The sequence below is a fragment of the Aeromicrobium sp. 636 genome (assembly GCF_024433585.1).
Classification (GTDB): domain Bacteria; phylum Actinomycetota; class Actinomycetes; order Propionibacteriales; family Nocardioidaceae; genus Aeromicrobium; species Aeromicrobium senzhongii.
On record NZ_WNJU01000002.1, the window covers coordinates 781,837 to 806,888 of the forward strand.

Annotated in this window: 24 protein-coding genes and 1 pseudogene; 17 read left to right on the forward strand and 8 right to left on the reverse strand. The window is 70.9% G+C overall.

Going from position 1 to position 25,052, the window contains the following annotated elements; all coding sequences use genetic code 11:
- Nucleotides 1–3: 3 nt before the first annotated feature.
- Nucleotides 4–2,649, forward strand: coding sequence for a BTAD domain-containing putative transcriptional regulator (locus GL325_RS10505; RefSeq protein WP_187769499.1), 2,646 nt, complete (start codon nt 4–6; stop codon nt 2,647–2,649).
- Here GL325_RS10505 and GL325_RS10510 read toward each other — a convergent pair whose 3' ends face one another.
- Genes GL325_RS10510 through GL325_RS15995 form a run of 3 tightly spaced genes read right to left on the reverse strand, consistent with a single transcriptional unit; the run spans nt 2,650 to nt 5,248 of the window.
- Complete coding sequence (locus GL325_RS10510) at nt 2,650–3,117, reverse strand: hypothetical protein (RefSeq protein WP_187769500.1); 468 nt, start codon at nt 3,115–3,117, stop codon at nt 2,650–2,652. It abuts the gene before it with no gap.
- Complete coding sequence (locus GL325_RS10515; protein WP_187769501.1) at nt 3,105–3,551, reverse strand: hypothetical protein; 447 nt, start codon at nt 3,549–3,551, stop codon at nt 3,105–3,107. The genes GL325_RS10510 and GL325_RS10515 overlap by 13 nt, the downstream gene beginning before the upstream one ends.
- Nucleotides 3,548–5,248 carry an alpha/beta hydrolase gene (locus GL325_RS15995; RefSeq protein ID WP_187769502.1) on the reverse strand — a complete coding sequence of 567 codons (1,701 nt, stop codon included), beginning with the start codon at nt 5,246–5,248 and terminating at the stop codon, nt 3,548–3,550. The genes GL325_RS10515 and GL325_RS15995 overlap by 4 nt, the downstream gene beginning before the upstream one ends.
- A gap of 107 nt (nt 5,249–5,355) precedes the next feature.
- On the opposite strand from GL325_RS15995, the gene GL325_RS10525 reads away from it, so the two are divergent.
- From GL325_RS10525 to GL325_RS10535, 3 genes are read left to right on the forward strand one after another with little or no spacing between them, the layout of a single operon-like run.
- Nucleotides 5,356–6,564, forward strand: coding sequence for a cysteine desulfurase family protein (locus GL325_RS10525; protein ID WP_187769503.1), 1,209 nt, complete (start codon nt 5,356–5,358; stop codon nt 6,562–6,564).
- Entirely contained in the window at nt 6,561–7,658 is a 1,098-nt protein-coding gene (gene mnmA / locus GL325_RS10530) for a tRNA 2-thiouridine(34) synthase MnmA (RefSeq protein WP_187769504.1), read from the forward strand. Before GL325_RS10525 ends, mnmA begins: the two co-directional genes overlap by 4 nt.
- 37 nt (nt 7,659–7,695) lie before the next feature.
- Entirely contained in the window at nt 7,696–8,760 is a 1,065-nt protein-coding gene (locus GL325_RS10535) for an NAD(P)-binding domain-containing protein (RefSeq protein WP_255956022.1), read from the forward strand.
- Here GL325_RS10535 and GL325_RS10540 read toward each other — a convergent pair.
- Nucleotides 8,748–9,275 carry a GNAT family N-acetyltransferase gene (locus GL325_RS10540; RefSeq protein WP_223111109.1) on the reverse strand — a complete coding sequence of 176 codons (528 nt, stop codon included), beginning with the start codon at nt 9,273–9,275 and terminating at the stop codon, nt 8,748–8,750. The genes GL325_RS10535 and GL325_RS10540 overlap by 13 nt on opposite strands.
- Nucleotides 9,276–9,316: 41 nt before the next feature.
- On the opposite strand from GL325_RS10540, the gene GL325_RS10545 reads away from it, so the two are divergent.
- Entirely contained in the window at nt 9,317–10,249 is a 933-nt protein-coding gene (locus tag GL325_RS10545) for a methionine synthase (RefSeq protein WP_187769505.1), read from the forward strand.
- A 31-nt stretch (nt 10,250–10,280) separates the two neighbouring features.
- On the opposite strand, the gene GL325_RS10550 is transcribed toward GL325_RS10545, so the two are convergent.
- A complete protein-coding gene (locus GL325_RS10550; RefSeq protein ID WP_154597011.1) occupies nt 10,281–11,282 on the reverse strand; it encodes a DNA topoisomerase IB in 1,002 nt (333 codons plus the stop codon).
- A 94-nt stretch (nt 11,283–11,376) separates the two neighbouring features.
- On the opposite strand from GL325_RS10550, the gene ligA reads away from it, so the two are divergent.
- The gene (gene ligA / locus GL325_RS10555; RefSeq protein WP_187769506.1) at nt 11,377–13,653 is read left to right on the forward strand and encodes an NAD-dependent DNA ligase LigA; all 2,277 of its coding nucleotides are present in this window, start codon (nt 11,377–11,379) and stop codon (nt 13,651–13,653) included.
- Here ligA and GL325_RS10560 read toward each other — a convergent pair whose 3' ends face one another.
- The gene (locus tag GL325_RS10560) at nt 13,654–14,358 is read right to left on the reverse strand and encodes a cutinase family protein (RefSeq protein ID WP_187769507.1); all 705 of its coding nucleotides are present in this window, start codon (nt 14,356–14,358) and stop codon (nt 13,654–13,656) included. It abuts the gene before it with no gap.
- Nucleotides 14,359–14,424: 66 nt separating this feature from the next.
- Between GL325_RS10560 and gatC the strand changes: the two genes are divergently transcribed.
- Genes gatC through gatB form a run of 3 tightly spaced genes read left to right on the forward strand, consistent with a single transcriptional unit; the run spans nt 14,425 to nt 17,728 of the window.
- Nucleotides 14,425–14,727, forward strand: a complete 303-nt coding sequence (gene gatC, locus GL325_RS10565; RefSeq protein WP_146828496.1) for an Asp-tRNA(Asn)/Glu-tRNA(Gln) amidotransferase subunit GatC — start codon at nt 14,425–14,427, stop codon at nt 14,725–14,727.
- Entirely contained in the window at nt 14,724–16,229 is a 1,506-nt protein-coding gene (gene gatA, locus GL325_RS10570) for an Asp-tRNA(Asn)/Glu-tRNA(Gln) amidotransferase subunit GatA (protein ID WP_154597014.1), read from the forward strand. Before gatC ends, gatA begins: the two co-directional genes overlap by 4 nt.
- Nucleotides 16,226–17,728 carry an Asp-tRNA(Asn)/Glu-tRNA(Gln) amidotransferase subunit GatB gene (gene gatB, locus GL325_RS10575; protein WP_187769508.1) on the forward strand — a complete coding sequence of 501 codons (1,503 nt, stop codon included), beginning with the start codon at nt 16,226–16,228 and terminating at the stop codon, nt 17,726–17,728. The genes gatA and gatB overlap by 4 nt, the downstream gene beginning before the upstream one ends.
- A 6-nt stretch (nt 17,729–17,734) precedes the next feature.
- On the opposite strand, the gene GL325_RS10580 is transcribed toward gatB, so the two are convergent.
- Nucleotides 17,735–18,940, reverse strand: coding sequence for an HNH endonuclease signature motif containing protein (locus GL325_RS10580; protein WP_187769509.1), 1,206 nt, complete (start codon nt 18,938–18,940; stop codon nt 17,735–17,737).
- 134 nt (nt 18,941–19,074) lie between these two features.
- On the opposite strand from GL325_RS10580, the gene GL325_RS10585 reads away from it, so the two are divergent.
- The 5 genes and pseudogenes from GL325_RS10585 (at nt 19,075) to GL325_RS10605 (ending at nt 22,093) form a co-directional block, all read left to right on the forward strand.
- Complete coding sequence (locus GL325_RS10585) at nt 19,075–19,365, forward strand: DUF1540 domain-containing protein (protein ID WP_154597017.1); 291 nt, start codon at nt 19,075–19,077, stop codon at nt 19,363–19,365.
- 47 nt (nt 19,366–19,412) lie between these two features.
- Nucleotides 19,413–19,895, forward strand: a complete 483-nt coding sequence (locus tag GL325_RS10590) for a pyridoxamine 5'-phosphate oxidase family protein (RefSeq protein WP_187769510.1) — start codon at nt 19,413–19,415, stop codon at nt 19,893–19,895.
- A gap of 32 nt (nt 19,896–19,927) precedes the next feature.
- A complete protein-coding gene (locus tag GL325_RS10595; protein WP_255956027.1) occupies nt 19,928–21,388 on the forward strand; it encodes a protein adenylyltransferase SelO in 1,461 nt (486 codons plus the stop codon).
- 127 nt (nt 21,389–21,515) lie between these two features.
- Nucleotides 21,516–21,839, forward strand: a pseudogene (locus GL325_RS10600) (pyridoxamine 5'-phosphate oxidase family protein); the annotation flags it as partial.
- Nucleotides 21,840–21,901: 62 nt separating this feature from the next.
- Entirely contained in the window at nt 21,902–22,093 is a 192-nt protein-coding gene (locus GL325_RS10605; protein ID WP_187769512.1) for a hypothetical protein, read from the forward strand.
- Between the two features lie 12 nt (nt 22,094–22,105).
- Here GL325_RS10605 and GL325_RS10610 read toward each other — a convergent pair whose 3' ends face one another.
- Nucleotides 22,106–22,510: a hypothetical protein gene (locus GL325_RS10610; protein WP_187769513.1), complete on the reverse strand. Its 405-nt coding sequence runs from the start codon at nt 22,508–22,510 to the stop codon at nt 22,106–22,108.
- Between the two features lie 161 nt (nt 22,511–22,671).
- On the opposite strand from GL325_RS10610, the gene GL325_RS10615 reads away from it, so the two are divergent.
- Genes GL325_RS10615 through GL325_RS10625 form a run of 3 tightly spaced genes read left to right on the forward strand, consistent with a single transcriptional unit; the run spans nt 22,672 to nt 25,020 of the window.
- On the forward strand, nt 22,672–23,670 hold the full coding sequence (locus tag GL325_RS10615) for a patatin-like phospholipase family protein (RefSeq protein ID WP_187769514.1): 999 nt from the start codon (nt 22,672–22,674) through the stop codon (nt 23,668–23,670).
- 46 nt (nt 23,671–23,716) lie between these two features.
- Nucleotides 23,717–24,337, forward strand: a complete 621-nt coding sequence (locus tag GL325_RS10620; RefSeq protein ID WP_187769515.1) for a SatD family protein — start codon at nt 23,717–23,719, stop codon at nt 24,335–24,337.
- Nucleotides 24,337–25,020, forward strand: coding sequence for a hypothetical protein (locus GL325_RS10625; protein ID WP_187769516.1), 684 nt, complete (start codon nt 24,337–24,339; stop codon nt 25,018–25,020). Before GL325_RS10620 ends, GL325_RS10625 begins: the two co-directional genes overlap by 1 nt.
- Nucleotides 25,021–25,052 lie beyond the last annotated feature (32 nt).

The following is a 25,052-nucleotide window of genomic DNA, read 5'->3' on the forward strand; positions in this document are numbered from 1 at the left end:
CCCATGACCGAACCCACCACTGCTCCGGACGCCTCGCGATTCGAGTCGCTGGCCCCGCGCCCCGAGGAGGAGACCTCCTCGGTCGCCGGGCGCGTCGGATCGGCCCTCGCGCTGGTCGGGCTGTTGATCGGCCTGCCCGTCGCCCTGCTGCTGCTCGGGGGTTCGCCGCCGATCCCCACCGAGCTGCCGTCGCTGCGTGACCTGGCGCGTCAGCTGGGGCCCGAGGACCTGGTCTCCGTCCTGGTCGCGATCGTGTGGCTGCTGTGGCTCGTCTTCGTCGTGTGTGTCGTGCTCGAGATCGTCGCCACCCGTCGCGGCGGCATGGCGCGGACGATCCCGCTGGCCGGTCCGCTGCAGCACCTGGCTCGCGCCCTCATCGGCGGCCTGCTGGTGACCGGTCTGGTGGCCGGCCCGGCCGGTGCGGCCACCGGTCCCTCCGCCTCCGATCTCGCCCCGGCGTCGACCCCCGTGGCCACCGCCACCGTCGAGGCGGCCACGCCGGCGCCCGAGGAGAAGCCCAGCCGCGCCGACCGCGTCGCCGACCGGCTCGAGGGCGAGCTGGTCTACACCGTCAAGGCGCCCAAGGAGGGCTACCACGACAACCTGTGGGACATCGCCGAGCGGCACCTGGGTGACGGCTTCCGCTACAAGGAGATCTACGAGCTCAACAAGGACAAGGTCCAGCTCGACGGCCGCAAGCTGGAGCTCGCGCGCCTGATCCAGCCGGGCTGGCAGCTGATCATGCCCGCGGACGCCGTCGGCGTCTCTCGTGTCGCCGTGCAGCAGGAGGCTCCGGCCACCCCGGCGCCCGCGCCGAGCGGGACCGACAGCGCCGATGCCGCCACGGCGGACGCCGAGATGTCCGTGGTGCAGAACCAGTCCGAGACGGGCGCCTGGTGGATGGGTGCCGGCCTGCTCGCCAGCGGCCTGTTGGGCGCCCTCGCGGTGGCGCGCCGCCGTCGCCCCGGCGGTGAGCCGGACGAGGCCGCCCGTGAGGCCGAGGCCGACCTGCGCCTCGCCGCCGATCCCGACCGTTCCCGCGTGCTGGAGTCGGTCCTGCGTCAGCTGAGCGCCTCGTGCGAGCGCGCCGGCGTCGCCGTCCCGTCGGCGTACGCCGCCGTGGTCGGACACGACCAGATCGAGCTGCACCTGGCCCCCGCGGTGCCCGACGCCGTCGAGGGGTGGGAGGCCGCAGACGAGGGAGCGGTGTGGCGCTTCGCCGACGATCTCGCCACGCTCGATCCGCCGGCTGACGCCGAGCCCGCCTATCCCTCGCTGGTCAGCCTGGGCGTCGACAGCTCCGGCCGTGACGTCCTCGTCGACCTGGCCTCCTCCGGTGGCCTCATCACGATCGGTGGCGACCTCCACGTCAGCAGCGAGATCGTGACGTCCCTGGCCCTGCAGGCCGCGGTCAGCCCGTGGTCGCGCTCGGTCCGCGTGGTGGCCACGGGACTGCCGTCGGCCGTCGAGTCGGTGGCCGAGCGGATCTCCCTTGCGCCCGACGTCGAGTCCGCCGCCAACCTGGTCGAGGCGCCCCGCGACCAGGACGTGCTCACCGGTCGCCAGCTCGAGGACGAGGTCACCGTGCTCGCCGTCGGCACGCAGGTTCCGGGCTTCGCGATGCAGCGCCTCGCGGCCCTCGCCGGCTCCCGTTCCGGGGTGGCGGCGGTCGCGATCGGCGACCACGAAGCGGCTCGCTGGCGCCTGCACGTGGACGAGCACGGCACGCTGCACGTGCCCCAGCTGGGACTGGCCGTCACCGCCAACCGGATCGGCGCCCACCACGCCGAGGCGGTGGCGTCGCTGTTCGCCTCGGCCGGCCTCACGACCCGCGAGGGCGACGGCGACCGTGTCGCGATCTCGCTGCCGCGCCGTGACGCCGACGACGCCGCGTGGCTCACCGCCACCAGCCGCGTCGGAGTCCTCGGTCCGGTCCTGGTGGACGGTCCCGGCGAGCAGACCGATCGCCGTGTCGCCGCCCTGACCGAGATCGTCGCCTTCCTCGCGCTGCACCCCGAGGGCGTTCACCCCACGGTGCTGGCCGGTGCGGTGTGGCCGCTGGGCGTCACGCCCGAGGTGCGCGACGCCAACATCGAGCGAGCCCGGGTGTGGCTCGGCACCGATCGCGAGGGTCACCACCGGCTGCGCGAGAGCCTCGACGGTCGGCTGGTCCTGGGCCCGGACGTCGTGTGCGACTGGGACGCGTTCCGTCACCTGGTCATCGCCAGTCGCCGCGCGGAGTTCTCGCGCGACGAGATCGATCTGCTGCGTCGGGCGCTCAAGCTGGTGCGCGGACCTGCCTTCGAGGGCGCCCCGCGTGGTCGGTACGCCTGGGTCGCCACGCTCGACCTGCCCCGCACGATCGGCGAGCTCGTGATCGACGCGGCCATGCGCCTGGCCCAGCTGATGCAGGACGGTGGCGATCCCGCCGGCGCTGCTGCTGCGGCCGGTGCGGTGCTGCGGGTCTACCCGACGCACGAGGAGGCGTGGCGCATCCTGCTGCGCTCGCGTCATGCCGCGGGTGGCACGGCCGGCGTCGCTGCGGCGGTCGACCAGTTGTACGCGGCGCTCGGCAACGAGCCGATGGACCCGACGACGGCCACGCTGGTCGACGAGTTGCTGCCGGGGGCGGGCTCGCAGATCTCCTGATCAGCGGACGCAGCCGCCGGAGCCGCCGACCGACGCCCGCCCGGCCTCCTGGTTGATCAGGACCCCGAGGTTGAACTCGCCCTTGGCGAACCGGACACCGACCTCCTGGGTCTCGGTGTCCACAGGGTCGCGCTTGACCGTCCAGCCGTCGGCCTCGAGCTGGTCTGCCACGTCACTGGTCAACCGCCCGACGGAGGTGTCGTCGGTGGCGACGTGCACGGTGTAGGTGGGGTTCAGGCCGCTGTCCTCCTGGCCCGGGACGCAGTAGGGCGTGGCGTCCTGCTTGACCTCGGGGTTCGTGCCGACGCGGGCCGCGAGGTCGTCGACGTGTGTGCGGAGCTCGGCGGCTCGGCCCTGCGCGCGCTTCTCGAGCTCGGACCCGCTCTCGCCGCATCCGGAGAGACTGACGCAGACGACGAGAGCCGCGATCAGGTGTCCCTCGTGCCGAGGAAACGTCAGCGGACGCATCCGCCCGACCCGCCCACTGCGGCGCGTCCGTTCGACGTGTTGAGGTTGGCGCCCATCGTGAACGTCCCTTTGGTGAACCGTAGGCTCACCTCGTCCGAGCCCGGTTCCCGGTGGTCGCGCTTGACCTGCCAGCCCTCGGCCGCGAAATGCTCGGCGATGTCGCCGGGCAGACGCTCGGCCGCGTCCACGCCGGTCGTGACGTGCACCGTGTAGATGAGGTCGAGACCGCTGTCGTCCTGGCCCGGGACGCAGGTCGTGATCTCGTCCTGCACCACCTCGGGGTCGGTGCCCAGGCGCTGGGCGAGGTCGTCCACGTGCGCGCGAGCCTCGACAGCGCGCGCCTCTGCACGATCCTGTAGGTCCATGTCGTCCTCCTTGCCGCACCCTGACAGGGCGATCCCGCAGAGCATGAGCGCCACCAGCGCGCGCCTCATTCGATGTCGATCCTCTCGCCGTCGTCGTTCCAGCCGTCCTGGTACGTGACGGTGCCATGACCGGTGGACACGTGCTCGTAGTGGGGGGACCGGTACGTCTGTACCTCACCCCCGGTGAACACCGCGTACATGTTCCTCCACGAGTCGCTCTGGTGCTGGAACACGCCCGAGTGCGCGTCGAAGCCCGTGGTGGGTTCACCGTCGACGTCGTCACCGGTGTGCAGGCGTGTGGTGCCGTCGAAGTCGTCGGGGTCCGCGCCGTGGCCGACGCCCTTGACCTGGAGCCCTTGGGTCAGCTCGATGAAGTCGCCGGGTGCGGTCATCGAGTAGCGGTCGACGCGCGACTGCGAGGCGGGGAGGTCGTCCCGGTCGTCGACGTCGTGTCCCATGCCGGCCGACTCGATGTGGAGCACGCGATCGGCGAGGAGGCCACTGAGCTCGGAACGACCGACGACGGCTCCGCCGTAGGAGTGTCCGGCAACGGTCACGCGCGTCTCGCTCGTTCCCTTGCGGCCGACCTCCAGGTCGAGGTCGCGCGAGAACTCGGCCAGACGCGGACCCAGATCCAGGCTGTAGGAAGCGGAGGGGGCGTCCATCGCCACGCCGTCGGGCAGGTCGCCGCCCATCCACGAGATCATCGCGAGTCCGCCGGACGTGTCGTTCGCGACGAACTGCCGCGCTCGGGACGCGTTGGTCTCGAAGTTGGTCATGCTCGTTCCCGTGCCCGGCACGAGGACCCCGACGTTCTTCGTGTGCTGGTCGATCGTGCCGTGCAGTTCGGCGATCGCCCCGTCACCGGCGGCGTCGAAGTACACGATCGTCCGGTTGTCCCTGAGGATCGACTCGTACAGGTCGATGCGCTTCTCCAGATCCTTGATCGGTCCGTCGAGGTCGTTGTTGTTCAGGCCGAGGAAGTCCCAGTCGTCCTGGTTCTTCTCGTGCTGGTCGTTCTTGTCCGCGAGCTCGCGGCGCTCGTCTGCCAGCGCGGCGACGATGTTGACGGTGTTGGCGTCGGCCCGGTTCGTGAACGGGACGCCGGGCAGGTTGCCGACGATCGAGGGGTAGGTCATGGCGAGGATCGCGGCGTCGGCGGGGGAGAGGTTCGCGAAGAGGTCGCGCCCCGCGATGCGGCGCTGCTCGAAGGCCGCAGCGGCGCCGTCGGCGGAGGTGATGAACGCGCCGGTGAGTGAGCGCAGCGTCCCCGCCGGGCCGTCGCCGTACGGCACGGTGTTCTGCAGCGCCTCGGCGACCTTCGGATGGTCGATGATGAACTGGCGCAGGTCCTTCGGTGTCATCACCGAGCCGGCCGGCAGCTCCTGCCCCACGGAGCCCAGCGTCAGCAGCAGCGCCGAGAGCTCCTCGCCGGCGAGTCCGGTGGCCTCGGTGAACCCGGGGCCGAATCGCTGGTCGGCCACGTCCCGCAGCATCGTGGATGTGTCCCAGGTGTCGCCGGGGACCACGACGCTGGTCTGCCCGTCGCCGTCGGCGTCCAGGAGCATCGAGATGGTCGCCAGCTCGCCGAGCATCGGTAACTGATCGCGCAGCCACGTCGCCTTCGCCGGCAGCGGCCCGAGACTGGGCAGGGCGATGGGGGAGGAACTCGTCGCGGTGTGGACCTCGTGCTCGATGGCGTCGGTCAACCGCCGGATCGCCTGTGTGGCGTCCAGCAACCGGGCATGTTCCAGTTCGACCCGCACGCGCTCCCCCCAACGTTGCCCGTCAATGTAGGGGCGCCGCGCAGGCTCGGCAACCGATGGTCCACGGCGCGGTGCCGTCGTTCAGGGCCCCCATTACGCTGAAGACGATGACCACGACCCCCGATCGCGTCTACCTCGACCACGCGGCCACCACCGCGATCTGGCCCGAGGCGGTCGAGGTCATGCACGCCGAGCTCCTGCGCACGGGCAATCCGTCGAGCCTGCACGAGGCCGGCCGTCGCGCCCGTCGCGTCGTGGAGGAATCTCGTGAGCTGATCGCCGAGCGACTCGGCGCCCGGCCCAGTGAGGTCGTGTTCTGCTCCGGCGGCACAGAGGCCAACAATCTGGCCATCAAGGGGCTGTACTGGTCGCGCCGGTCGGCCGACCCGCGCCGCGACCGGGTCGTCTTCAGCTCGATCGAGCACCACGCCCTGCTCGACCCCGTCACGTGGCTCGCCGCCCACGAGGGCGCCCGCATCGACGTCACGCCCGTCGACCGGCAGGGCCGGGTGCGGCTGGACTCGCTGCGCGAGTCGATCGAGGCGAACCCCGACGACGTCACCGCGATCACCACGATGTGGGCGAACAACGAGATGGGCACGATCCAGCCCGTCGCCGAGGTCGTCGAGATCGCGCGTCGCCACGGCATCCCGGTGCACTCCGACGCCGTGCAGGCCGCGGGCTACCTGCCGCTGGACTTCGGCGCGACCGGACTGGACGCGATGACCGTGACGGCCCACAAGCTGGGTGGTCCCGTCGGTGTCGGTGCGCTGGTGATCCGCCGCGAGGTCACGGCCACGCCGTTGCTCCACGGCGGGGGCCAGGAGCGCGACCTGCGCTCGGGCACGCTGGGCGCCGCCATGATCGCCGGCTTCGCGACGGCGCTCGACCTCACCGTCCAGACCCAGGTCGAGGCGTCGGCTCGGATCGAGGCGCTGCGTGCCCGCCTGGTCGACGGCATCACGCGGTTGATCCCGGACGCGGTCGTGAACGGCGACTCCGAGCCCGGTCCCCAGCGCCGGCTGCCGAACATCGCCCACGTGACCTTCCCCGGCTGCGAGGGCGACGCCCTGCTCATGCTGCTGGACGCCCAGGGCGTCGAGGTCTCGACCGGCTCGGCCTGCCAGGCCGGCGTGCCGCAGCCCAGCCACGTGCTGCTCGCGATGGGGTTCGACGACGCCGCGGCCCGCGGCTCGCTGCGCTTCAGTCTCGGCCACACGTCCACCGAGGCCGACGTCGACCGCCTGCTCGAGGTCCTGCCCGCCGTCCACGAGCGGGCCCGGACGGCCGGACTCGTGCGGAGCCGGACCCGATGAGGCTCATCGCCGCGATGTCCGGCGGCGTCGACTCCGCCGTCGCCGCCGCGCGCGCCGTCGACGCCGGCCACGACGTCACCGGCGTCCACCTGGCGCTCAGCCGCAACCCGAAGTCGTACCGCACCGGCGCGCGCGGCTGCTGCTCGATCGAGGACGCCGGCGACGCGCGTCGCGCGGCCGACGCGATCGGCATCCCGTTCTTCGTGTGGGACATGAGCGACGAGTTCGCCGACGAGGTCGTCGACGACTTCATCGCCGAGTACGAGGCGGGCCGCACGCCCAACCCGTGCCTGCGTTGCAACGAGAAGATCAAGTTCGCCGCCGTGCTGGAGCGGGCCGTGGCGCTGGGCTTCGACGGCGTCGTCACCGGCCACTACGCCCGGCTCGTCACGTCCGACGGCCCCACCGGCGAGGTCGTCGAGCTGCACCGCGCGGTCGACCACGGCAAGGACCAGTCGTACGTGCTGGGCGTCCTGACCCAGGACCAGTTGCGCCGATCGGTCTTCCCGCTCGGCGACGACCCGAAGACCCTCGTGCGCGAGGAGGCGGCCCGGCGCGGGCTCCAGGTCGCGAACAAGCCCGACAGCCACGACATCTGCTTCATCGCCGACGGCGACAACGCCGGGTGGCTCGCCGACAAGCTCGGTCCGAAGCCCGGTGCGATCGTCGACGAGGCCGGCGAGCCCGTCGGCTCGCACGACGGCGCCTACGCCTTCACGATCGGCCAGCGCAAGGGCCTGCGACTCGGCGTGCCCGCGCCGGACGGCAAGCCGCGCTTTGTCCTGGACATCGAGCCCGTCTCGGGCACCGTCACGGTGGGCCCGCGCGAGCACCTGGCGATCGACTCCATCGAGGGCATCAAGCCGCTGTGGTGCGCGGAGCCGCCGACCGAGACGCTCGAGTGCACCGTCCAGTTGCGCGCGCACGGCGACGAGCATCGCGCCACGGTCACGGTGGACGGTGACACCGTGCGGGTCCAGTTGCTCGACCCGGCGACGGGCATCGCGCCCGGTCAGGCCTGCGTGATCTACGACGGCACCCGGGTGGTCGGCTCGGCCACGATCGCGCGCACCAGTCGCTCCGTCGCCGCCTGACGGGAATCGGCGCCGCGTCCCGGTCGTTGAGGCTGACGTGTGGGACAGCATCGTCATCGGAGCCGGCCAGGCAGGCCTGTCGACGTCGTTCCACCTCAGGCGACTCGGGGTGTCTCACCTGGTGCTCGACGCGAACCCGCGTCCCGGTGGCGCCTGGCAGCACCGCTGGGACTCCCTGACGATGTCCGACGTGCACGGCGTCTCCGATCTGCCGGACGCGCCGGTGCCCCCGGCGAGCGGGCCCGAGCGCGCCAACGACTTCGTGCCCGGCTACTTCAGCGACTACGAGCGCCGGTACGAGTTGCCGGTCGAGCGCCCCGTCGTGGTGCAGTCGGTCCGCGACGAGGACGGCGCCCTGCGCGTCGAGGCGCAGGACGGCAGGACGTGGCACAGCCGCACCCTCGTGAACGCGACCGGAACATGGCGGCGTCCGTTCCTGCCGTCCTACCCGGGGCGCGACTCCTTCCGTGGCGAGCAGTTGCACACGGCCGGGTTCCCCGACCCCGAGCACTTCCGCGGCAAGCGGGTGCTGGTCGTGGGCGGCGGACTGTCCGCGGTGCAGTTCCTCGGGATGCTGCGGCCGATCACCGACACGGTGTGGGTGACGCGCCGGGAGCCGGTGTGGCGCACGGGTGAATTCGACGAGCAGGCGGGCCGCGAGGCCGTCGCCCAGGTCGAGGAGCGGGTCCGTCGGGGTCTGCCGCCGCGCAGTGTCGTCAGCGTCACCGGGTTGCTGCGGCGGCCCCAGGAGGAGGAGGCCGCGCGGCTCGGCGCCTACGAGCGGCGGCCGATGTTCGAGCGGATCGAGCCCGACGGCGTGCGTTGGGCCGACGGGACGTTCGAGCGCGTCGACGTGATCTTGTGGGCGACCGGGTTCCGACCCGATGTCGAGCACCTCGCGCCGCTGCGGCTGCGCTCGCCGCTCGGCGGGATCCAGTTCGGGGAGACCGTCGCGACCTCCACGACCGCGGTGGCGGACCCTCGGGTCCAGCTGGTCGGGTACGGGCCGTCTGCCTCGACGATCGGGGCGAACCGGGCCGGCCGCGTCGCCGCGCGGGCGGTGGCCCGGCAACTGCAGCCCGCACCGGCTCAGGCCAGCTGACGCTCCAGTACGAGATCGTCCTCGGTGCGACCGCCCACGACGAAGCGCCGTTCGCCGACCACCTCGAAGCCGTGCTTGGCGTAGAACCTCTGGGCGCGGGCGTTCCGGCCGTTGACGCCCAGCCACACGCTGGCCGCGCCGGCCGTTCGCGCGGCCTCGAGGACGGCCTCCATGAGTCGTGACGAGACGCCCGTGCCGTGGGCGTCCGGGTCGGCGTAGCACTTGCTGAGCTCGACGGTGGGACGGTGCCGCACGAGGGAGGCCAGGTGCTCGTCGTACGGCTCGCGCGAGAACGTGAGTGTGTAACCCGCCAGCGCGCCGTCGTCGTCGGCCACCAGGACCTGGGCCACCGGGTCGGCGAGATACTCCTCGAAGCGCGCGACCGTGAGGTGTTCGGCGACGAAGGCGTCCATGCTCTCCTGCGGCATGTCCGGCGGGCAGGCCAGAGGGAACGTGCGGGCCGCGAGATCGGCCAGGTCGGGCAGGTCGGCGGTCGTGGCGGGTCGGACGGTCACGCGACGATCCTCCCAGCAGCGTCGTGGGGGACAATCGAGGCATGCGTGCCACAGGGATCGGGTCGATGCCGGGCGAGGAGTTCGCACCGGTCGCCCGGTACGTCGCCGACACCTTCGGAGCCGACGGGATCGTGTTCGTGCCCGAGCTGCCCGGCCGCGGTGCGCCGTCGGGGATGCTCGGTCGCACGCTCGGCCTGGTGCCGCTGCCGATCGACCTCCAGCCCGCGGGCTGGCGCCTCGCTCCGGGAGAGGGCATGGACCAGCGCCGGGCCCGCTCGGCCCTGCGTCAGGACCTCGATGTCATGGAGGAGCTGCTGGCCGGCCAGGACGTCCGGGTCAAGCAGCAGATCGTCGGGCCGTTGAGCCTCGCCGCCACCGTCGAGCGTCCTCGGGGCGACAAGGTCGTGGCCGACCACGGTGCCCGCCGCGAGCTCTCCGAGGCCTTGGCCCAGGCCGTCGGCGACCACGTCGCCGAGCTGCGTCGTCGCTTCACCGGAGAGCTGATCGTGCAGGTCGACGAGCCCGCGATCAGCGCCGTCCTGTCCGGGTCCATCCCGACGGCCAGTGGCTTCGGCCGGCACCGCTCGATCGACGCTCCGGGCGCCGACGCCCTGCTGAAGCCGGTCGTCGAGGCGATCCGGGCCGCCGGCGCACAGCCGGTCGTGCACACCTGCGCTCCTGACGTGCCGATCGGCCTGCTGGCCGGCGTGGGCTTCGAGGCGATCGCGTTCGACGTGTCCCTCGCCAGCCCGTCCGACGACTGGTCCGAGGCCTTCGAGGCGGGCACCGACCTGTGGTTCGGCGGCGCCGACGCTCCCCGGGTCGAGGAATTCATGGGACGGCTCGGCTTCGCCGTCGAGTCGTTCGCGGGCCGCGGCGCCGTGACTCCCGCCTGCGGCCTCGCCGGTCACACCCCGCCGGAGTCGCGCCGAGCCCTCGAGGCCGCGCTCTCCGCCGCCGCCTCCTTCGGTTGACTCCGGAGCAAAATCTCGAGCGGGTCGGGAGTCAGTCCGCCTGGCGCAGCAGCCGCAGCGTCTCCCGCTCGATGGCGTGGCGCCGCTCCAGCGGGTCGACGGCGTCCTCGAACGACTGGCGGGGGATGACCGTGCCCGACTCGTACAGGCTGATGAGGCGCGGATCGACGTACGAGCTGCGCACGACGGTCGGGGTGTTGCCCAGTGCGAGGGAGACCTCGGTCATGGCCGACCGCACGGCGCGGGCTCGGGACGCGTTCGTCTCCCCGGGCTCATCGGACAGCGCGAGCACCTCGGCGGCCAGCACCGTCCCGGCCCACGTGCGCAGGTCCTTGGCGCTGATCTCCAGGCCGGTCTGCTCACGCAGGTAGGTGTTGACGTCGGAGGAGTCCAGGGAATAGCGGGACCGGTTGGCGAGGTACTCCAGCAGCCGCGGTCCGCCCCCACGACGGCGGCGCATGCGGTTGATCGCGTCGACGACGGGCTCGTCCTCCAGGACGACGTTGTGCTCCACCCCGGACTTGCCGACGAACGTGAACACCAGGGTGCTCCCCTTGGCGCGGACGTGCCGCCGCTCCAGGGTGGTCAGGCCGAAGCTGCCCTGGCGGGCGTAGACGTCGTTGCCGACGCGGAACGAGCCGGAGTCGAGCATGCGGACGGCGACGGCCGCGGCGTGCTCACGCGAGCCGTCGTGCGCGGTGATGTGGTCACCGACCAGGGCGCGCAACTTGGGCAGCTCGGCGGCGATCTGGCTGATCCGGTCGAACTTCTCGAGGTTGCGCCGGTGCACCCAGTCCGGGTGGTAGAGGTACTGCGTCCGTCCGGCCTGGTCGACGCCGGTCGCCTGCAGGTGACCGTTCGGCCACGGGCTGATCCACACGTCCTGCCACGCCGGCGGGATGACGAGCGCCTCGATGCGCTCGCGGTCCTCACCGGTGATGACGGTGCCGTCCTCGTCGAGGTAGGTCCAGCCGCGTCCGGCCCGGCGGCGGGTCCACCCCCGCGTACGGGTCGTCACGCGGCGCAGTCTCATGTTCCGCACCTTAGGTCCGTCGGCGGCGGAGGCAACTCGACCGCACCGACCTTCCCCGGTGTCGGTGTCCGAGGGGCGCACTAGGCTCGTCGCCATGGCGGAATCGCGTGATGAGGCAGTGCCCGAGGAAGACCCCGGAGTGGAGGCGTCCCGTGCCGAGGCCGCCGAGCTGACCGAGCAGATCGAGCGCGCGCGCGACGCCTACTACGGCCAGGACACGTCCCTGGTCGACGACGCCACGTACGACGGCTGGATGCACCGTCTCGAGGAGCTCGAGCGCCTCCATCCCGAGTTGCAGGGCCAGGACTCGCCGACCATCAACGTGGGTGCGGCCGCCGGTGCCTCGGCCCTGCCACCGATCGAGCACGCCGAGCGGATGTTGAGCCTCGACAACGTCTTCTCGCCCGACGAGCTGCGCGAGTGGTGTGCCAAGACGCAGCGCGCGGCCGGCCGGTCGGTGCGCTGGCTCACCGAGGCCAAGATCGACGGTCTCGCCATCAACCTGCGCTACGAGAACGGCGTGCTCACGTCGGCCGCCACCCGCGGTGACGGGCGCGTGGGCGAGGACGTCACGGTCAACGCCGTCCGGGTCGAGGGCATCCCCGAGAAGCTCGCGGGCGAGGGTCATCCGCCCCTGGTCGAGGTCCGGGGCGAGGTCTTCATCGGCATCGAGGAGTTCGAGCGACTCAACGCCTTCCAGGCCGAGCTGCGCGAGCGGGCCACCGCCGAGGCGATGGCCCGCGGCGTCAGCGAGGAGCGCGCCACCGCCAGTGCCGCCCGACGGTTCCCGGCCTTCGCCAACCCGCGCAACGCGGCCAGTGGCGGTCTGCGCCAGCAGCTCGACAAGAAGTCCGGGCTCGAGTTGGAGGCGGGGCAGGAGCGCATCGCCGTGCTGGCCCTCTACGTGCACGGCATCGGCGCATGGGAGCGTCCGCCGGTCTCGGCCCAGAGCGAGGTCTACGACCTGCTCCAGCAGTGGGGCCTGCCCACCAGCCCGAACACGCGCGTCCTCGACAGCGTCGACGACGTCCTGGCGCGGGTCGAGGAGCTCGGCGGTCAGCGCCATTCCCTCCAGCACGAGATCGACGGACTCGTGGTCAAGGTCGACGAGTTGGCCCTGCATCCCGAGCTCGGCGAGACCAGCCGCGCCCCGCGCTGGGCGATCGCCTACAAGTACCCGCCCGAGGAGGTCCAGACGAAGCTGCTGGACATCGTCGTCTCGGTCGGTCGCACCGGTCGCGCCACGCCCTACGCCCGGATGGAGCCGGTCCGCGTCGCGGGCAGCGTCGTGCGCCAGGCCACCTTGCACAACCAGGACGTGGTCAAGGCCAAGGGCGTGCTGATCGGCGACACCGTCGTGCTGCGCAAGGCCGGCGACGTCATCCCCGAGGTGCTCGGCCCGGTCGTCGAGCGTCGCGACGGCAGCGAGCACGCCTTCGTCATGCCCGAGAAGTGCCCCGAGTGCGGCACGCCGCTGCGCCCGATGAAGGAGGGTGACAAGGACCTGCGCTGCCCGAACGCGCGCACGTGTCCCGCCCAGGTGCGCGGCCGGGTCGAGCACGTCGGCTCGCGCGGCGCGCTCGACATCGAGGCGCTCGGCGAGGTCACGGCGGCCGCGCTCACGCAGGGCAAGGGTGCTCCGCTCGACTCCGAGGCCGGACTGTTCTCCCTCACGCTCGATCAGCTCGTGCCGATCGAGGTCGAGGTGCGTGACGCCGAGACCGGCGAGCCGAAGCTCGACGACAAGACCGGCGAGCCCGTCGTCCGCACCCCGTTCCGGGTGAAGACGGGCGACCCGTCCAAGCAGGCCCAGGTGCTGCTCGACGAGCTCGAGAAGGCCAAGACCAAGGACTTCTGGCGTCAGCTGGTGTCGCTGAACATCCGTCACGTGGGCCCGGTCGCCGCGCGTGCGCTGGCGCAGTACTTCGGCTCGATCGAGGCGATCCGCGCTGCGTCGCGCGAGGAGCTGGCGGCGGTCGAGGGCGTCGGCGGGATCATCGCCGACTCGGTCATCGAGTGGTTCGAGGTCGACTGGCACCGCGAGATCGTCGACCAGTGGCAGGCCGCCGGGGTGCGCTTCGCGATCCCCGACCATCCCGGACCGGGCGCGGCGTCGACCGCCGGGGGAGTGCTCGACGGCCTCACCGTCGTCGTCACCGGCGGCCTCGAGGACTTCACCCGCGACTCCGTCAAGGAGGCGATCATCGCCGCCGGCGGCAAGGCCTCGGGCTCGGTCAGCAAGAAGACCGACTACGTCGTCGTGGGCGAGAACGCCGGCTCCAAGGCGGCGAAGGCCGAAGACCTCGGACTGACGATCCTCAACGAGGCACAGTTCAAGAAGCTGCTGGAGGGCGGCCCCGACGCGCTGTAGTCAGCGCCGCAGCAAGGACGCCGCGGAATCCGCGATGGCGCGGGCGACCTTGGGGTCCTCGTAGGCCTCGCGATGGATCGTGTCGTCCGATCCTCCCGCGCACACGGCGTCACCCGTGATGCAGGCCGCCACGGTCCGGGTGCCCAAGTGACCCAGGTCGGGTCCTGGAGCGAGTCGGCCCTCGCCCGAGGGGATCCCGCCGGGAAACATCACGGGCATGAAGGGTTCTCGGGAATCGCGCAGCGGACTGCCGACGAGCACGAGCGCGTCCACGTGCCGAGCGAGCTCCGTATCGGCCAGCTCCTCTTGTGCGATCTGCGACCCCTGGCTGAATCCGAGGACGGTGATGAGAGCGTCCGGGCACGCGGCGACGATCGAGCGGATCTCGCTGCCCAATCGGGCCCGCCCGTCGGCGACGTCCTCGAGGTAGTCGTCCCAGCCGCCGAGTCGGCTCTGGTGCCGGATCGCCGTCGTCCGGACGGGGCCCAGGTCGGCGACGTCGTCCGCGAGCTCCTCCGAGACGAGCCGGACCTCGGTGCCCAGCCCGCCGTTCGCATCCAGCGACTGACCCTGACCACGCAGGCCGATGATCTGGACCGTGGGACAGTCCGACGGCTGCGCCCCGGGGGAGGGGTCGGATGCTCCGCCTGAGCAGCTCGCGAGCGCGATACACGCCAACGCGAGAGCAGTGACCTGGCGGAGCATGCGGCTCATCCTCACCCATTGCGACCGGCGCGGAGCGAGAATGCGGGCCCGACTAGGATGAAAACCATGTCGTCACCCGAGATCTCCCGCGATGACGTCGCCCATCTGGCGAGTCTTGCGCGGATCGATTTGTCCGAGTCCGAGCTCGATCGCCTCGGTGCCGAGCTGCCCGCGATCCTCGACTACGTCCAGGTCGTCCAGCAGGCCGCCGGCGACGATGTCCCTGCCATGAGCCACCCCGTGCCGGTCACCAACGTGTTCCGGCCCGACGAGGTGACACCGAGCCTGACGCCCGAAGCGGCGCTCGCCGGTGCTCCCGCCAGCGAGGAGCAGCGCTTCCTCGTGCCCAAGATCCTGGGAGAAGAATGACCGACATGCTCCGCTCCACCGCGGCTGACATCGCCGCGGCGCTCGCCGACGGCTCCGTGACCTCCGTCGAGGTCACTCAGCAGCACCTCGATCGCATCGGTGCGGTGGACGGCGAGATCCACGCCTACCTGCACGTCGACGCCGAGGGCGCCCTCGCGACGGCCGCCGACATCGACCGTCGCCGTGGCGAGGGTGAGTCGCTGCACGGCCTCGCCGGTGTGCCGATCGCAGTCAAGGACGTCCTGACCACCACGGGCCTGCCCACCACCTGCGGCTCGAAGATGCTCGAGGGCTGGATCCCGCCCTACGACTCCACCGTCGTGGCCAAGCTGAAGGCCGCGGGTCTGCCGATCCTGGGCAAGACCAACATGGACGAGTTCGCGATGGGCTCGTCCACCGAGCACTCCGCGTACGGCCCCACCCGCAACCCGTGGGACACCAACCGGATCCCCGGCGGCTCCGGCGGCGGCTCGGCTGCCGCGGTGGCCGCGTTCGAGGCCCCGCTGGCGATCGGCACCGACACCGGCGGCTCGATCCGTCAGCCCGGCGCCGTCACCGGCACGGTCGGCGTCAAGCCCACCTACGGCGGCGTCTCGCGCTACGGCCTCGTGGCGATGGCCAGCAGCCTCGACCAGGCCGGCCCCGTCACCCGCACGGTCCTCGACGCGGCACTGCTGCACGAGGTCATCGGCGGTCACGACCCCCGCGACTCCACCAGCCTGAACCTGCCCGTCCCGCCCGTCGTCGCGGCCGCCCGCCGTGCGGACGTGGCCGGACTGCGCGTCGGCGTCGTCAGCGAACTCGGCGGCGAGGGCTTCCAGCCCGGCGTCCGTCAGCGCTTCGAGGAGTCGATCGAGCTGCTGGCGAAGGCCGGCGCCGAGATCGTCGAGGTCTCCTGCCCCAGCTTCGTGCACGCCCTGGCCGCCTACTACCTGGTCATGCCGAGTGAGGTCAGCAGCAACCTGGCCAAGTTCGACGCCATGCGTTACGGCCTGCGGGTGATGCCCGAGGGCATCGCCGACCCCAGCGCCGAGCAGGTCATGGCCGCGTCCCGCGACGCGGGCTTCGGTGACGAGGTCAAGCGCCGCATCATCCTGGGCACCTACGCGCTGTCCAGCGGCTACTACGACGCCTACTACGGCTCGGCCCAGAAGGTCCGCACGCTCATCGCGCGCGACTTCGAGGCCGCGTTCGAGCAGGTCGACGTGCTCGCCTCGCCCACGTCCCCGGCCGTGGCCTGGCCGCTGGGCGAGAAGCTCGACGACCCGCTGGCGATGTACGCCCAGGACATCGCGACGATCCCGGCCAACCTCGCCGGTGTCCCCGGCATCTCGCTGCCGATCGGCCTGTCCGAGGGTCTGCCGGTGGGGATGCAGTTCCTGGCCCCCGCCATGGCCGACGACCGCCTGTACAACGCCGCCGCCGCCCTCGAGCGGTTCGTCGCCGAGCGCGACGGCCGTCCCTTCGCCGCGCAGGCTCCCGAGTTGGAGGTCGCCCGATGAGCGCCACTGCCACGAAGCTCGTCCCGTTCGAGGAAGCGCTGACCCGCTACCAGCCGGTGATGGGTCTGGAGATCCACGTCGAGCTCAACACGAACACGAAGATGTTCTGCGGCTGCCCGACCGAGTTCGGTGCCGAGCCGAACACGCAGATCTGCCCGGTGTGCCTGGGCCTCCCGGGTGCGCTGCCGGTGGTCAACGCGAAGGCTGTCGAGTCCGCGATCCGCATGGGTCTGGCGCTCAACTGCGAGATCGCCGAGTGGTGCCGCTTCGCGCGGAAGAACTACTTCTACCCGGACATGCCGAAGAACTTCCAGACGTCGCAGTACGACGAGCCGATCGCGTTCGACGGCTTCATCGACGTGGACGTCGACGGCGAGACGTACCGGATCCAGATCGAGCGCGCGCACATGGAGGAGGACACGGGCAAGTCGCTGCACGTCGGCGGCAGCACGGGTCGCATCCACGGTGCCGATCACTCGCTCCTGGACTACAACCGTGCCGGCATCCCGTTGATCGAGATCGTCACCCGCACGATCGAGGTCCCCGGCGACAAGGCGCCCGCGGTCGCGCGTGCGTTCGTCAACCAGATCCGCGACCTCATGGTGGCGCTGGGCGTCTCCGATGCCCGCATGGACCAGGGTTCGATGCGCGCCGACGTGAACCTCTCGCTCAAGCCGCTCGGCTCCGACCAGCTGGGCACGCGCACCGAGACCAAGAACGTCAACTCGTTCCGCTCGGTCGAGCGGGCCGTGCGGTACGAGATCGGCCGTCACGCGGCGATCCTCGACGCCGGCGGCTCGATCCTGCAGGAGACGCGTCACTTCCACGAGTCCGACGGCACCACGTCCGCCGGTCGTCCGAAGTCCGACGCCGACGACTACCGCTACTTCCCCGAGCCGGACCTGGCGCCCGTCGCGCCGGACCGCGCCTGGGTGGAGGAGCTGCGCGGCACGCTGCCCGAGCCGCCGGCCGAGCGCCGCAAGCGCCTGCAGGCCGAGTGGGGCTTCAGCGATCTGGACATGCGCGACACGGTCGGCGCGGGTGCGCTCGACCTCGTCGTCGAGACGATCGCCGCCGGCGCCACGCCTCAGTCCGCCAAGAAGTGGTGGCTCGGCGAGTTGGCCCGCACGGCCAACGAGCGGGGCACGGATCTGGAGGCGCTGGCGATCACGCCGGCCCAGGTGGCGCAGATCCAGGGCCTCATCGATGCCAAGCGGATCAACGACAAGCTGGCCCGTCAGGTCTTCGAGGGGGTGCTGGCCGGCGAGGGCGATCCCGAGGCGGTCGTCGTCGCCCGTGGCCTCGAGGTCGTCTCGGACGACGGGGCGCTCGGCGACGCCGTCGACCGCGCCATCGCCAACGACCCCGACGCCGCGCAGAAGATCCGCGACGGCAAGCAGGCTGCGGCCGGTGCGCTGATCGGTTTCGTGATGAAGGAGATGCGCGGGCAGGCCGACGCCGGCCGGGTGCGCGAGCTCATCATCGAGAAGCTGTCCTGAGCACGCTCAGGCGGTGATGCGGCGGGGGTCGATCATGTCGATCACCGTCACGATCGGCGGGCACGGCAGGTAGCGCTCGACGTAGCGCCGGGGCGGGTCGAGGTAGCGGTCGTCGAGGTGTCCGTGTGACTTCATGTTGTGGTGCTTGCGGCACAGGCATCGGAGATTCGATGCCGACGTGTCGCCACCGGAGTCGTAGTCGATCGCGTGGTCCTGATCGGTCTCGTGGACGGGTGCCCGGCACCCGGCGACGCGGCACGTGCCGTCCCGCCATCGCAGCGCCTGCCTGAGTGACTGTGGTGGCCGGTAGCTGAGGACCGTGGTGTCGAGCACCTGACCGATCGGGTCGAGGACGAGCCGACGCAGGACGGTGTGCTCGGACTGTGCCAGCTCACGGACCCACTCGCTGCCGACCGGCTCGCCGTCGAGGGTGAGGCCGGGTCCGTTGGTGAACCCGATGAGGTCGGTGGCGGCGATGCTGATGGCGATCTCGGCGCGGATGTCGGTGGCGGTGCCCTCGGAGCACGTGAGCCAGTGCGCGAGCAGGTCGGCCATCTTCTGGTCGCGGGTGCGGCGGTCCTTCTCGTCGGTCTCGGGATCGATCGAGGGGAGTGCCTTGGCGGCCTTGCGCAGGCGGTCGCCGACGGCGATGGCCACCCCCGTGGGCAGCAGCGCGTTGAGCCAGCTGGTGCCGTCGTCGTTGTGCGTGATGGACACGCGCCGGTCCTCGACCGCCTTGGCCGTCTCGGCTTTCGTCTCCTCAGGCTCGAGCCGGGCGCGCAGGCGCCGCAGCCAGGACCGGAGTTCGCTGACCGTGTGGGTGGCGGCGTACTCGGGAGCGGAGTGCTCGAGCATCGTCCACGCCGCACGGGTCTGGAGTCGCTCGGCACAGTCGGCGATCGCGGAGACGCGCGCCGCATCGAGGTCGCCCGCACGGAACGCCTCCCACACTGCTGGCGTGCGCTCGCGGAGCGTCCGGCTCTCGAAGATGATCGCCCAGATCGTGCGCTCGGTGACATGCAGGGCCTGAGCCAATTCGAGCACGACCTCGCGCCGGGCGAGCTCCTTGGACAGCACGAGGTCGTCGGTGCGGTCGATCTCGGCCGTCTGTCGGTCGTGGTGACCGACGATGAGCGACCACTCCTCGAAGTCCGCGATCGCGCGTCGACGGCGCGCGGCGTCACACGCGACGGCGATGCGGTTCGGGCTCATGGGTCCAACGTAGTGGGCCCCACCGACAGAACTCCTCGACGCCGACGAACTGCCGAATTGGCCGTGTTCTGAGTCTTCCCTCAGTCAGGGGGTGCAGTCGTACCGTCGAAACAGGACCATCGCTGGAGGCGACCATGTCGATCAAAGAACTGCCACTCGTCCACGACTGCGCTGTCGCAGGGTGCTCGTACAACGCCGACCAGGAGTGTCACGCCGGGGCGATCAACATCACCGGCTCCGACGCCGGCTGCGGGACGTTCATCGACATCAGCGTCTCCGGTGGCCTGCCCACCGCGACCGCGTCGGTCGGCGCGTGCCACCGCTCGGACTGCACCCACAACGACGCGCTGGAGTGCCACGCCGACTCGATCCGCGTCGGCCCCGGCGCCGACGTGGCGGACTGCCTGACGTACCAAGTCGCCTGAGCCCTCTCCGGGAGGCGCGAGTCCGACGCGCATGTGAGGGTCGATGAATGACCACTCACGACGACCAGCTCGAGACCGTCACCAAGATCATGCGCGACGCCCGGATCGCCGTCCTGACGTACGTGTCCCGTGAGGGTGCGCTCGTGTCCACGCCCATGGGCGTGCAGGACTTCGAGCACCCCGGCACGACGTGGTTCCTCACCGAGCAGAGCAGCGAGAAGGTACGGGCACTCGAGGCGGACCCGCGGGTGAACGTGGCCTACTCCAGCGACGCGGGCTGGGTCTCGCTCAGCGGCACCGCGCACGTCGAGCAGAACCGCGGCAAGGTCGAGGACCTGTGGGACGCCTCCTCGGGCGCGTTCATGTCAGGAGGACCCGAGGACCCCGACAACGTCGCCCTGCGCATCGACGGCGCCACGGCCGAGTACTGGGAGTCCCCGGGCAAGGTCACCGCGGCCGTCCAGCTGGTGAAGGGGCTCGTCACCGACAAGCAGCCCGACCTGGGGGACAGCGGCACTGTTCATCTCTGAGCATGCCTCGTGACGTCAGTACGCTGGACGGGGTGACGACAACTCCCGTGACGGCACCACTCTCGAACCGCTTTGCCGCTGAGTTCCCGGAGTTGGCTGTGCCGTGGCGGGGCGAGGAGACACCGGACCCGAACGTGCTGGTGCTCAACGATCTGTTGGCCGCCGAGCTCGGCCTGGACGCGGACGCACTGCGCACCCCCGACGGGGTCGGACTCCTCACCGGCACGTCGGTGCCGGCGGAGGCCACGCCGGTCGCCCAGGCGTACGCCGGTCACCAGTTCGGTGGCTACTCGCCGCGGCTGGGCGATGGTCGGGCGCTGCTGATGGGCGAGCTGACCGACCGCGAGGGACGGCTCCGCGATCTGCACTTGAAGGGCTCGGGGCGCACCCCGTTCTCGCGTGGAGGGGACGGGTTCGCGGCCGTCGGCCCCATGCTGCGCGAGTACGTGATCAGTGAGGCCATGCATGCCCTCGGCGTGCCCACGACGCGCTCGCTGGCGGTGGTCGCCACCGGACGCGACGTGCGTCGTGAGACGGTGCTGCCCGGCGCCGTGCTGGCTCGGGTGGCGAGCAGCCACCTCCGCGTGGGCACGTTCCAGTACGCCGCTTCGACCGGCGACCTGGAGCTGCTGCGACGCCTGGCTGACCACGCGATCAAGCGCCACCACTCGGCAGCCGCGTCTGCCGACAATCCGTACCGGGCGCTGTTCGAGGCCGCGGTCGAGGCGCAGGCCGACCTCGTGGCGCGGTGGATGCTCATCGGGTTCGTCCACGGCGTCATGAACACCGACAACATGACGATCTCCGGCGAGACGATCGACTACGGGCCGTGCGCGTTCATCGAGGCGTACGACCCGGGCGCGGTTTACAGCTCGATCGACGTCGGCGGCCGCTACGCCTACGGCAACCAGGCGGCGATCGCCCAGTGGAACCTCGCGCGGTTCGCGGAGACTCTCCTGCCGTTGATCGCGCAGGACCAAGACACCGCGGTCGATCTCGCGATGGAGGCGCTCGGCAAGTTCGCCACGAGGTACACGGCCACGTATGCGGCGGGTCTGCAGACCAAGCTCGGTCTTCCCGAGGGCCTGGAGGACGCAATCGCGACGGAGCTGGGGGAGGAGCTGCTCGATCTCCTGCACAGCAACCACGTCGACTGGACCAGCGGCTTCCGCGCGCTGGCGTCGGCGGCCCGCGGTGATGCGGAGCCATTCCGGGGACTGTTCGTCGACCTGGCAGCGATCGACGAATGGCTGCTGCGCTGGCAGGCGGTCGGCCCGGACCCGGCCGCGATGGACCGCGTCAATCCTGTCTACATTCCACGGAACCATCTGGTGGAGGAGGCGCTCGACGCCGCCACGGGCGGTGATCTCGGTCCGGTTCAGCAGCTGTTGCAGGTCATTCAGCGCCCGTTCGCGGAGCGTCCGGGCTTGGGGCGATACGCCGAACCAGCACCGGAGGACTTCGGGCGCTACACCACGTACTGCGGCACCTGACGGACTCTCGCATCTTCCCCGGTCTCGTACCAATCGGTCTGGCGCGCCGCCCTCCTGACCTACGTCTCCCATCCCGATGGGCACGCAGGACTTCGAGCACCCCGGCAGGACGTGATTCCTCACCCAGCGTTCCAGCGAGAAGGCGCGAGCCCTCGTCGCGGACCCGCGCGTCAACGTCGCCTACTCCAGCGACGCCGGCTGGGTGTCGCTCACCGGCACGGCGCAGATCGTCGAGGACCGCGAGAGGATCAAGGACCTCTGGGACTCCTCGTCTGGCGCCTTCATGTCCGGCGGCCCCGAGGACCCCGACAACATCGCCCTGCGCATCGACGGCGTCACGGCCGAGTACGGGGAGTCCCCGGGCAAGGTCACCGCGGCCATCCAGCTGGTGAAGGGCTTGGTCACCGACAAGCAGCCCGACCAGGGGGACAGCGGCACGGTTCACCTCTGAGTGGCGCGTTCGTCGGCCAGCCCGTTCCCACTTCGGTCCTTCGGGCCTGCAACGATGACCGAGTGGAGATCGAATGGGCGTGTGCGTTCTGCGGGGAGACCGTCGATGACGATCCGCGCTCCGTCGGCATCGCGCTGACCTTCGGTGACCGCGAGAGCACCAAGCAGTTCTACGGCGCTCACTACATGTGCGTGAAGGCCGCGCTCACCGAGGTGGCTGCCGCCGAGATGTTCGATCCCGCCGCGACGACCTAGGCGTCAGGGCGGCTACCCCGGGCAGTCGACTTTCGCGAAGTTGGAGGAGTACCCCGTCGGGACCGTGAACCGGTAACAGGTATCCGGGTCGTCCTGGGCAAAGACGGCCCCGCTGTCGTCCCTGCCGGAATAGAGGATGACGATCTCCAGCGGCTCGTCCAGGTCGCTCGCCGCGACTCCACGCCGCGCGATGCCCTTGGCGGACACGACCTGGCCGCGGTCGCCCATTCCCGCGGCGAAATCATCGGCGTCCTCGACTCCTCGGTACACCGCGAGGTCGAGCCAGTTCCGATCCAGGTCGGCCTGCTTCCACGCCACGGACTGTCGTTCCATCGAACTGCACGCGACGAGTACGCCGGCGCCCACGACGAGCGCGACGGTGCCGACGACGACGGTCTTCTCCAGCGCCGAGAGCATCCGGCGATGCTAGTTCGCGCCGATCGATCGCGCCACCATCCGTCCGCCGTCTGGCCCAGTTCCTGTCGTGTCCCAGCGACCTCGTGTGGAGCACGTCTCGACTGGAGGGCAGTCGGGTGGAGCCACGGGCCGCAATGCAGCCGACGCCCTAGAGTCGAACCGTGGACAACGAGCGCACGGTCGACCTCGTCCTGGAGGGCGGGGGAGTCAAGGGCATCGCCCTGGTCGGAGCCGCCACAGCCCTCGTCGAGAACGGCTACTCGTTCGCCCGGATCGGTGGGTCGTCCGCCGGGGCGATGGTCGGCTCGATCATGGCGGCGATGCAGCACGCGAACGAGCCATTCAGCCGGGTCGACGAGATCATGCGCACGATCGACTACATGGCGTTCCTCGACCGGCGGCCCGCGGCGAAGTACCTGAAGTGGGCGCCGCGCGGGGCAGACCTGTGGGGGATGCTGTTCCACCTCGGTGCGCATCCCGGGCGGCACCTGGACCAGTGGTTGCGCGGCGTCCTGGCCGACCTCGGCGTGCGGACCTTCGGCGACCTGTACTTCGACGACCCCGGCAGCTCCCTGCCGCAGAACCAGTCGTTCCGTCTCGTCGTCACCGCCAGTGACCTGTCGCGCCAGCGCGCGATGTTCCTGCCGTGGGACCTCGAGGCGCACGACCGCGATCCGTTCGACTATCCCGTCGCCCGGGCGGTGCGCGCCTCGTCCGCGATCCCGTTCTTCTTCGAGCCGGTGAAGGTGAACTCGCAGTTCGGCAAGCTGACGCTCGTCGACGGATCCCTGCTCCGCACCTATCCCATCGACGTCTTCGACCGCACCGACGGCAAGCCCAGCCGCTGGCCCACGCTCGGCGTCCGGCTCAGCTCGCCCGCGGGGGAGCGGGCGAAGGCCAAGCCGGTCACCTCGCCCGTCGCGCTGCTGGAGAACCTCATCAAGACCACCGTGGACTCGACCCAAGTCCGTCACGTGAGCGATCCGGCGTCCATTGACCGCAGCATCTTCGCCAAGCCGAAGGGTGTGCGGTTCACCGACTTCGACCTGACGCCCGAGCAGCGCACGAGCCTGTTCGAGGCGGGGCACAAGGCGGCGACGAACTGGGTGGCCAAACACCCCACCGGCCCTCCGGCGTCGCAGCCGCTCGAATCCCTGTGAAGGCATCACCTTCATTTCCTCGAAGTAAAGGTATATGCTTCATTTCATGGAAATGAAGGCAGGACCTTCAGAGTGCGTCGCCCTGATCGGCGACCTGGTGGCCTCGCGCAGCGCGCCCTCGCGGCGTGCGGCCCAGGAGGCGTTGATCCAGGCGCTGGCTGCGGCGAACGAACTCGTTCCCTCGCTCCAAGCCCCGGCACCGACCATCGGCGACGAGTTCCAGTCGACCCACGGGACCCTCGATCAAGCGCTGCTGGCGGCGTTGGTCGTGCGACTCGCGCTACCCGAGGGGATGGACGCGCGGGTCGGCATCGGGGCCGGGACCGTCGAAGTCGTCGGTCGCTCCGAGTACGGTCTCACCCAAGATGGTCCGGCCTGGTGGAACGCGCGCGACGCGATCGGCCAGGTCGAGCAGCGCGCCGGTCGACAGTCCGGGCTGCGGACCTGGGTGCACGAAGGGGGAACGGTGAACGCCTATCTGATGGTCCGCGACCACGTGGTCAGCGGCTTCGACGGACGCCAGCGCCGGCTGGCGCTCGGGCTCATCCAGGGACGTACGCAGCGTCAGCTCGCTGAGAGCGAGGGCATCTCGCCCTCCGCCGTCTCCCAGTCCCTGCGCCGCAGCGGTGCCCTGGCGGTCGTCGACGGTCTCGAGTTGGTGCGCTGATGGCCCTGCTCGCCCTTGTCCTGCTGGCCATCTGCCTGGCCCAGTACCTGCGTCAGATCGGTCCCGCCTGGGTCATCGCCGTCCAGGGCGTCCTGATGATCGCGATCGTCGTGTTGACCGCGCACGGGCTCGGCTACGGGCCCGGCGCCGGTTGGCTGCCGGTCATCGTCGGCTTCTGGTGGGCCAGTGCCCGCGCCCTGCCGTCGTGGCGGCTGCCGGGGATGATCGCCTCCGGCGTCGCCAGCCTGCTGGCGCTCGTGGCCTCACCGCTCATCGATCGCGACACGCCCCCGCTGCTCGACTGGTTCGAGGACCTCGGGGTGCCCGGCCTGATGAACGTCGGCCTCGACGAGTTCGTGCTGGCCGTCGTCATCGCGGTGGCGCTGATCGGTCCGGCTAACGCCGTGGTGCGCGAGGTCCTCGATCGCGTCGGACGCGGCCTGCTGGGCGAGGAGCGCCGGCTCAAGGGTGGTCGCGTCATCGGCCCGCTCGAGCGCGTCATGGTGTTCGCCTTCGCCGTCGGCGGCAACTACGGGGGAGTCGCGGCGATCCTCGCGGCCAAGGGCATCCTGCGATTCCCCGAGATCTCCAGGGACGACGGCGACGGCTCGCGAGCCGAGTACGTCCTGGTCGGCAGCTTCGTCAGCTGGTTCCTCGCGTTGGCGCTCGTGCCGCTGTTCTGACCTCGCGACGGTCCCGGGGCAGGCGGTCGTAC

Coding starts and splice junctions, on each gene's coding strand:
- GL325_RS10505 (WP_187769499.1), top strand. CDS start 4: ATGACCGAACCCACCACTGCTCCGGACGCCTCGCGATTCGAGTCGCTG.
- GL325_RS10510 (WP_187769500.1), bottom strand. CDS start 3,117: ATGCGTCCGCTGACGTTTCCTCGGCACGAGGGACACCTGATCGCGGCT.
- GL325_RS10515 (WP_187769501.1), bottom strand. CDS start 3,551: ATGAGGCGCGCGCTGGTGGCGCTCATGCTCTGCGGGATCGCCCTGTCA.
- GL325_RS10525 (WP_187769503.1), top strand. CDS start 5,356: ATGACCACGACCCCCGATCGCGTCTACCTCGACCACGCGGCCACCACC.
- mnmA (WP_187769504.1), top strand. CDS start 6,561: ATGAGGCTCATCGCCGCGATGTCCGGCGGCGTCGACTCCGCCGTCGCC.
- GL325_RS10545 (WP_187769505.1), top strand. CDS start 9,317: ATGCGTGCCACAGGGATCGGGTCGATGCCGGGCGAGGAGTTCGCACCG.
- GL325_RS10550 (WP_154597011.1), bottom strand. CDS start 11,282: ATGAGACTGCGCCGCGTGACGACCCGTACGCGGGGGTGGACCCGCCGC.
- ligA (WP_187769506.1), top strand. CDS start 11,377: ATGGCGGAATCGCGTGATGAGGCAGTGCCCGAGGAAGACCCCGGAGTG.
- GL325_RS10560 (WP_187769507.1), bottom strand. CDS start 14,358: ATGCTCCGCCAGGTCACTGCTCTCGCGTTGGCGTGTATCGCGCTCGCG.
- gatC (WP_146828496.1), top strand. CDS start 14,425: ATGTCGTCACCCGAGATCTCCCGCGATGACGTCGCCCATCTGGCGAGT.
- gatA (WP_154597014.1), top strand. CDS start 14,724: ATGACCGACATGCTCCGCTCCACCGCGGCTGACATCGCCGCGGCGCTC.
- gatB (WP_187769508.1), top strand. CDS start 16,226: ATGAGCGCCACTGCCACGAAGCTCGTCCCGTTCGAGGAAGCGCTGACC.
- GL325_RS10580 (WP_187769509.1), bottom strand. CDS start 18,940: ATGAGCCCGAACCGCATCGCCGTCGCGTGTGACGCCGCGCGCCGTCGA.
- GL325_RS10585 (WP_154597017.1), top strand. CDS start 19,075: ATGTCGATCAAAGAACTGCCACTCGTCCACGACTGCGCTGTCGCAGGG.
- GL325_RS10590 (WP_187769510.1), top strand. CDS start 19,413: ATGACCACTCACGACGACCAGCTCGAGACCGTCACCAAGATCATGCGC.
- GL325_RS10610 (WP_187769513.1), bottom strand. CDS start 22,510: ATGCTCTCGGCGCTGGAGAAGACCGTCGTCGTCGGCACCGTCGCGCTC.
- GL325_RS10620 (WP_187769515.1), top strand. CDS start 23,717: ATGGAAATGAAGGCAGGACCTTCAGAGTGCGTCGCCCTGATCGGCGAC.
- GL325_RS10625 (WP_187769516.1), top strand. CDS start 24,337: ATGGCCCTGCTCGCCCTTGTCCTGCTGGCCATCTGCCTGGCCCAGTAC.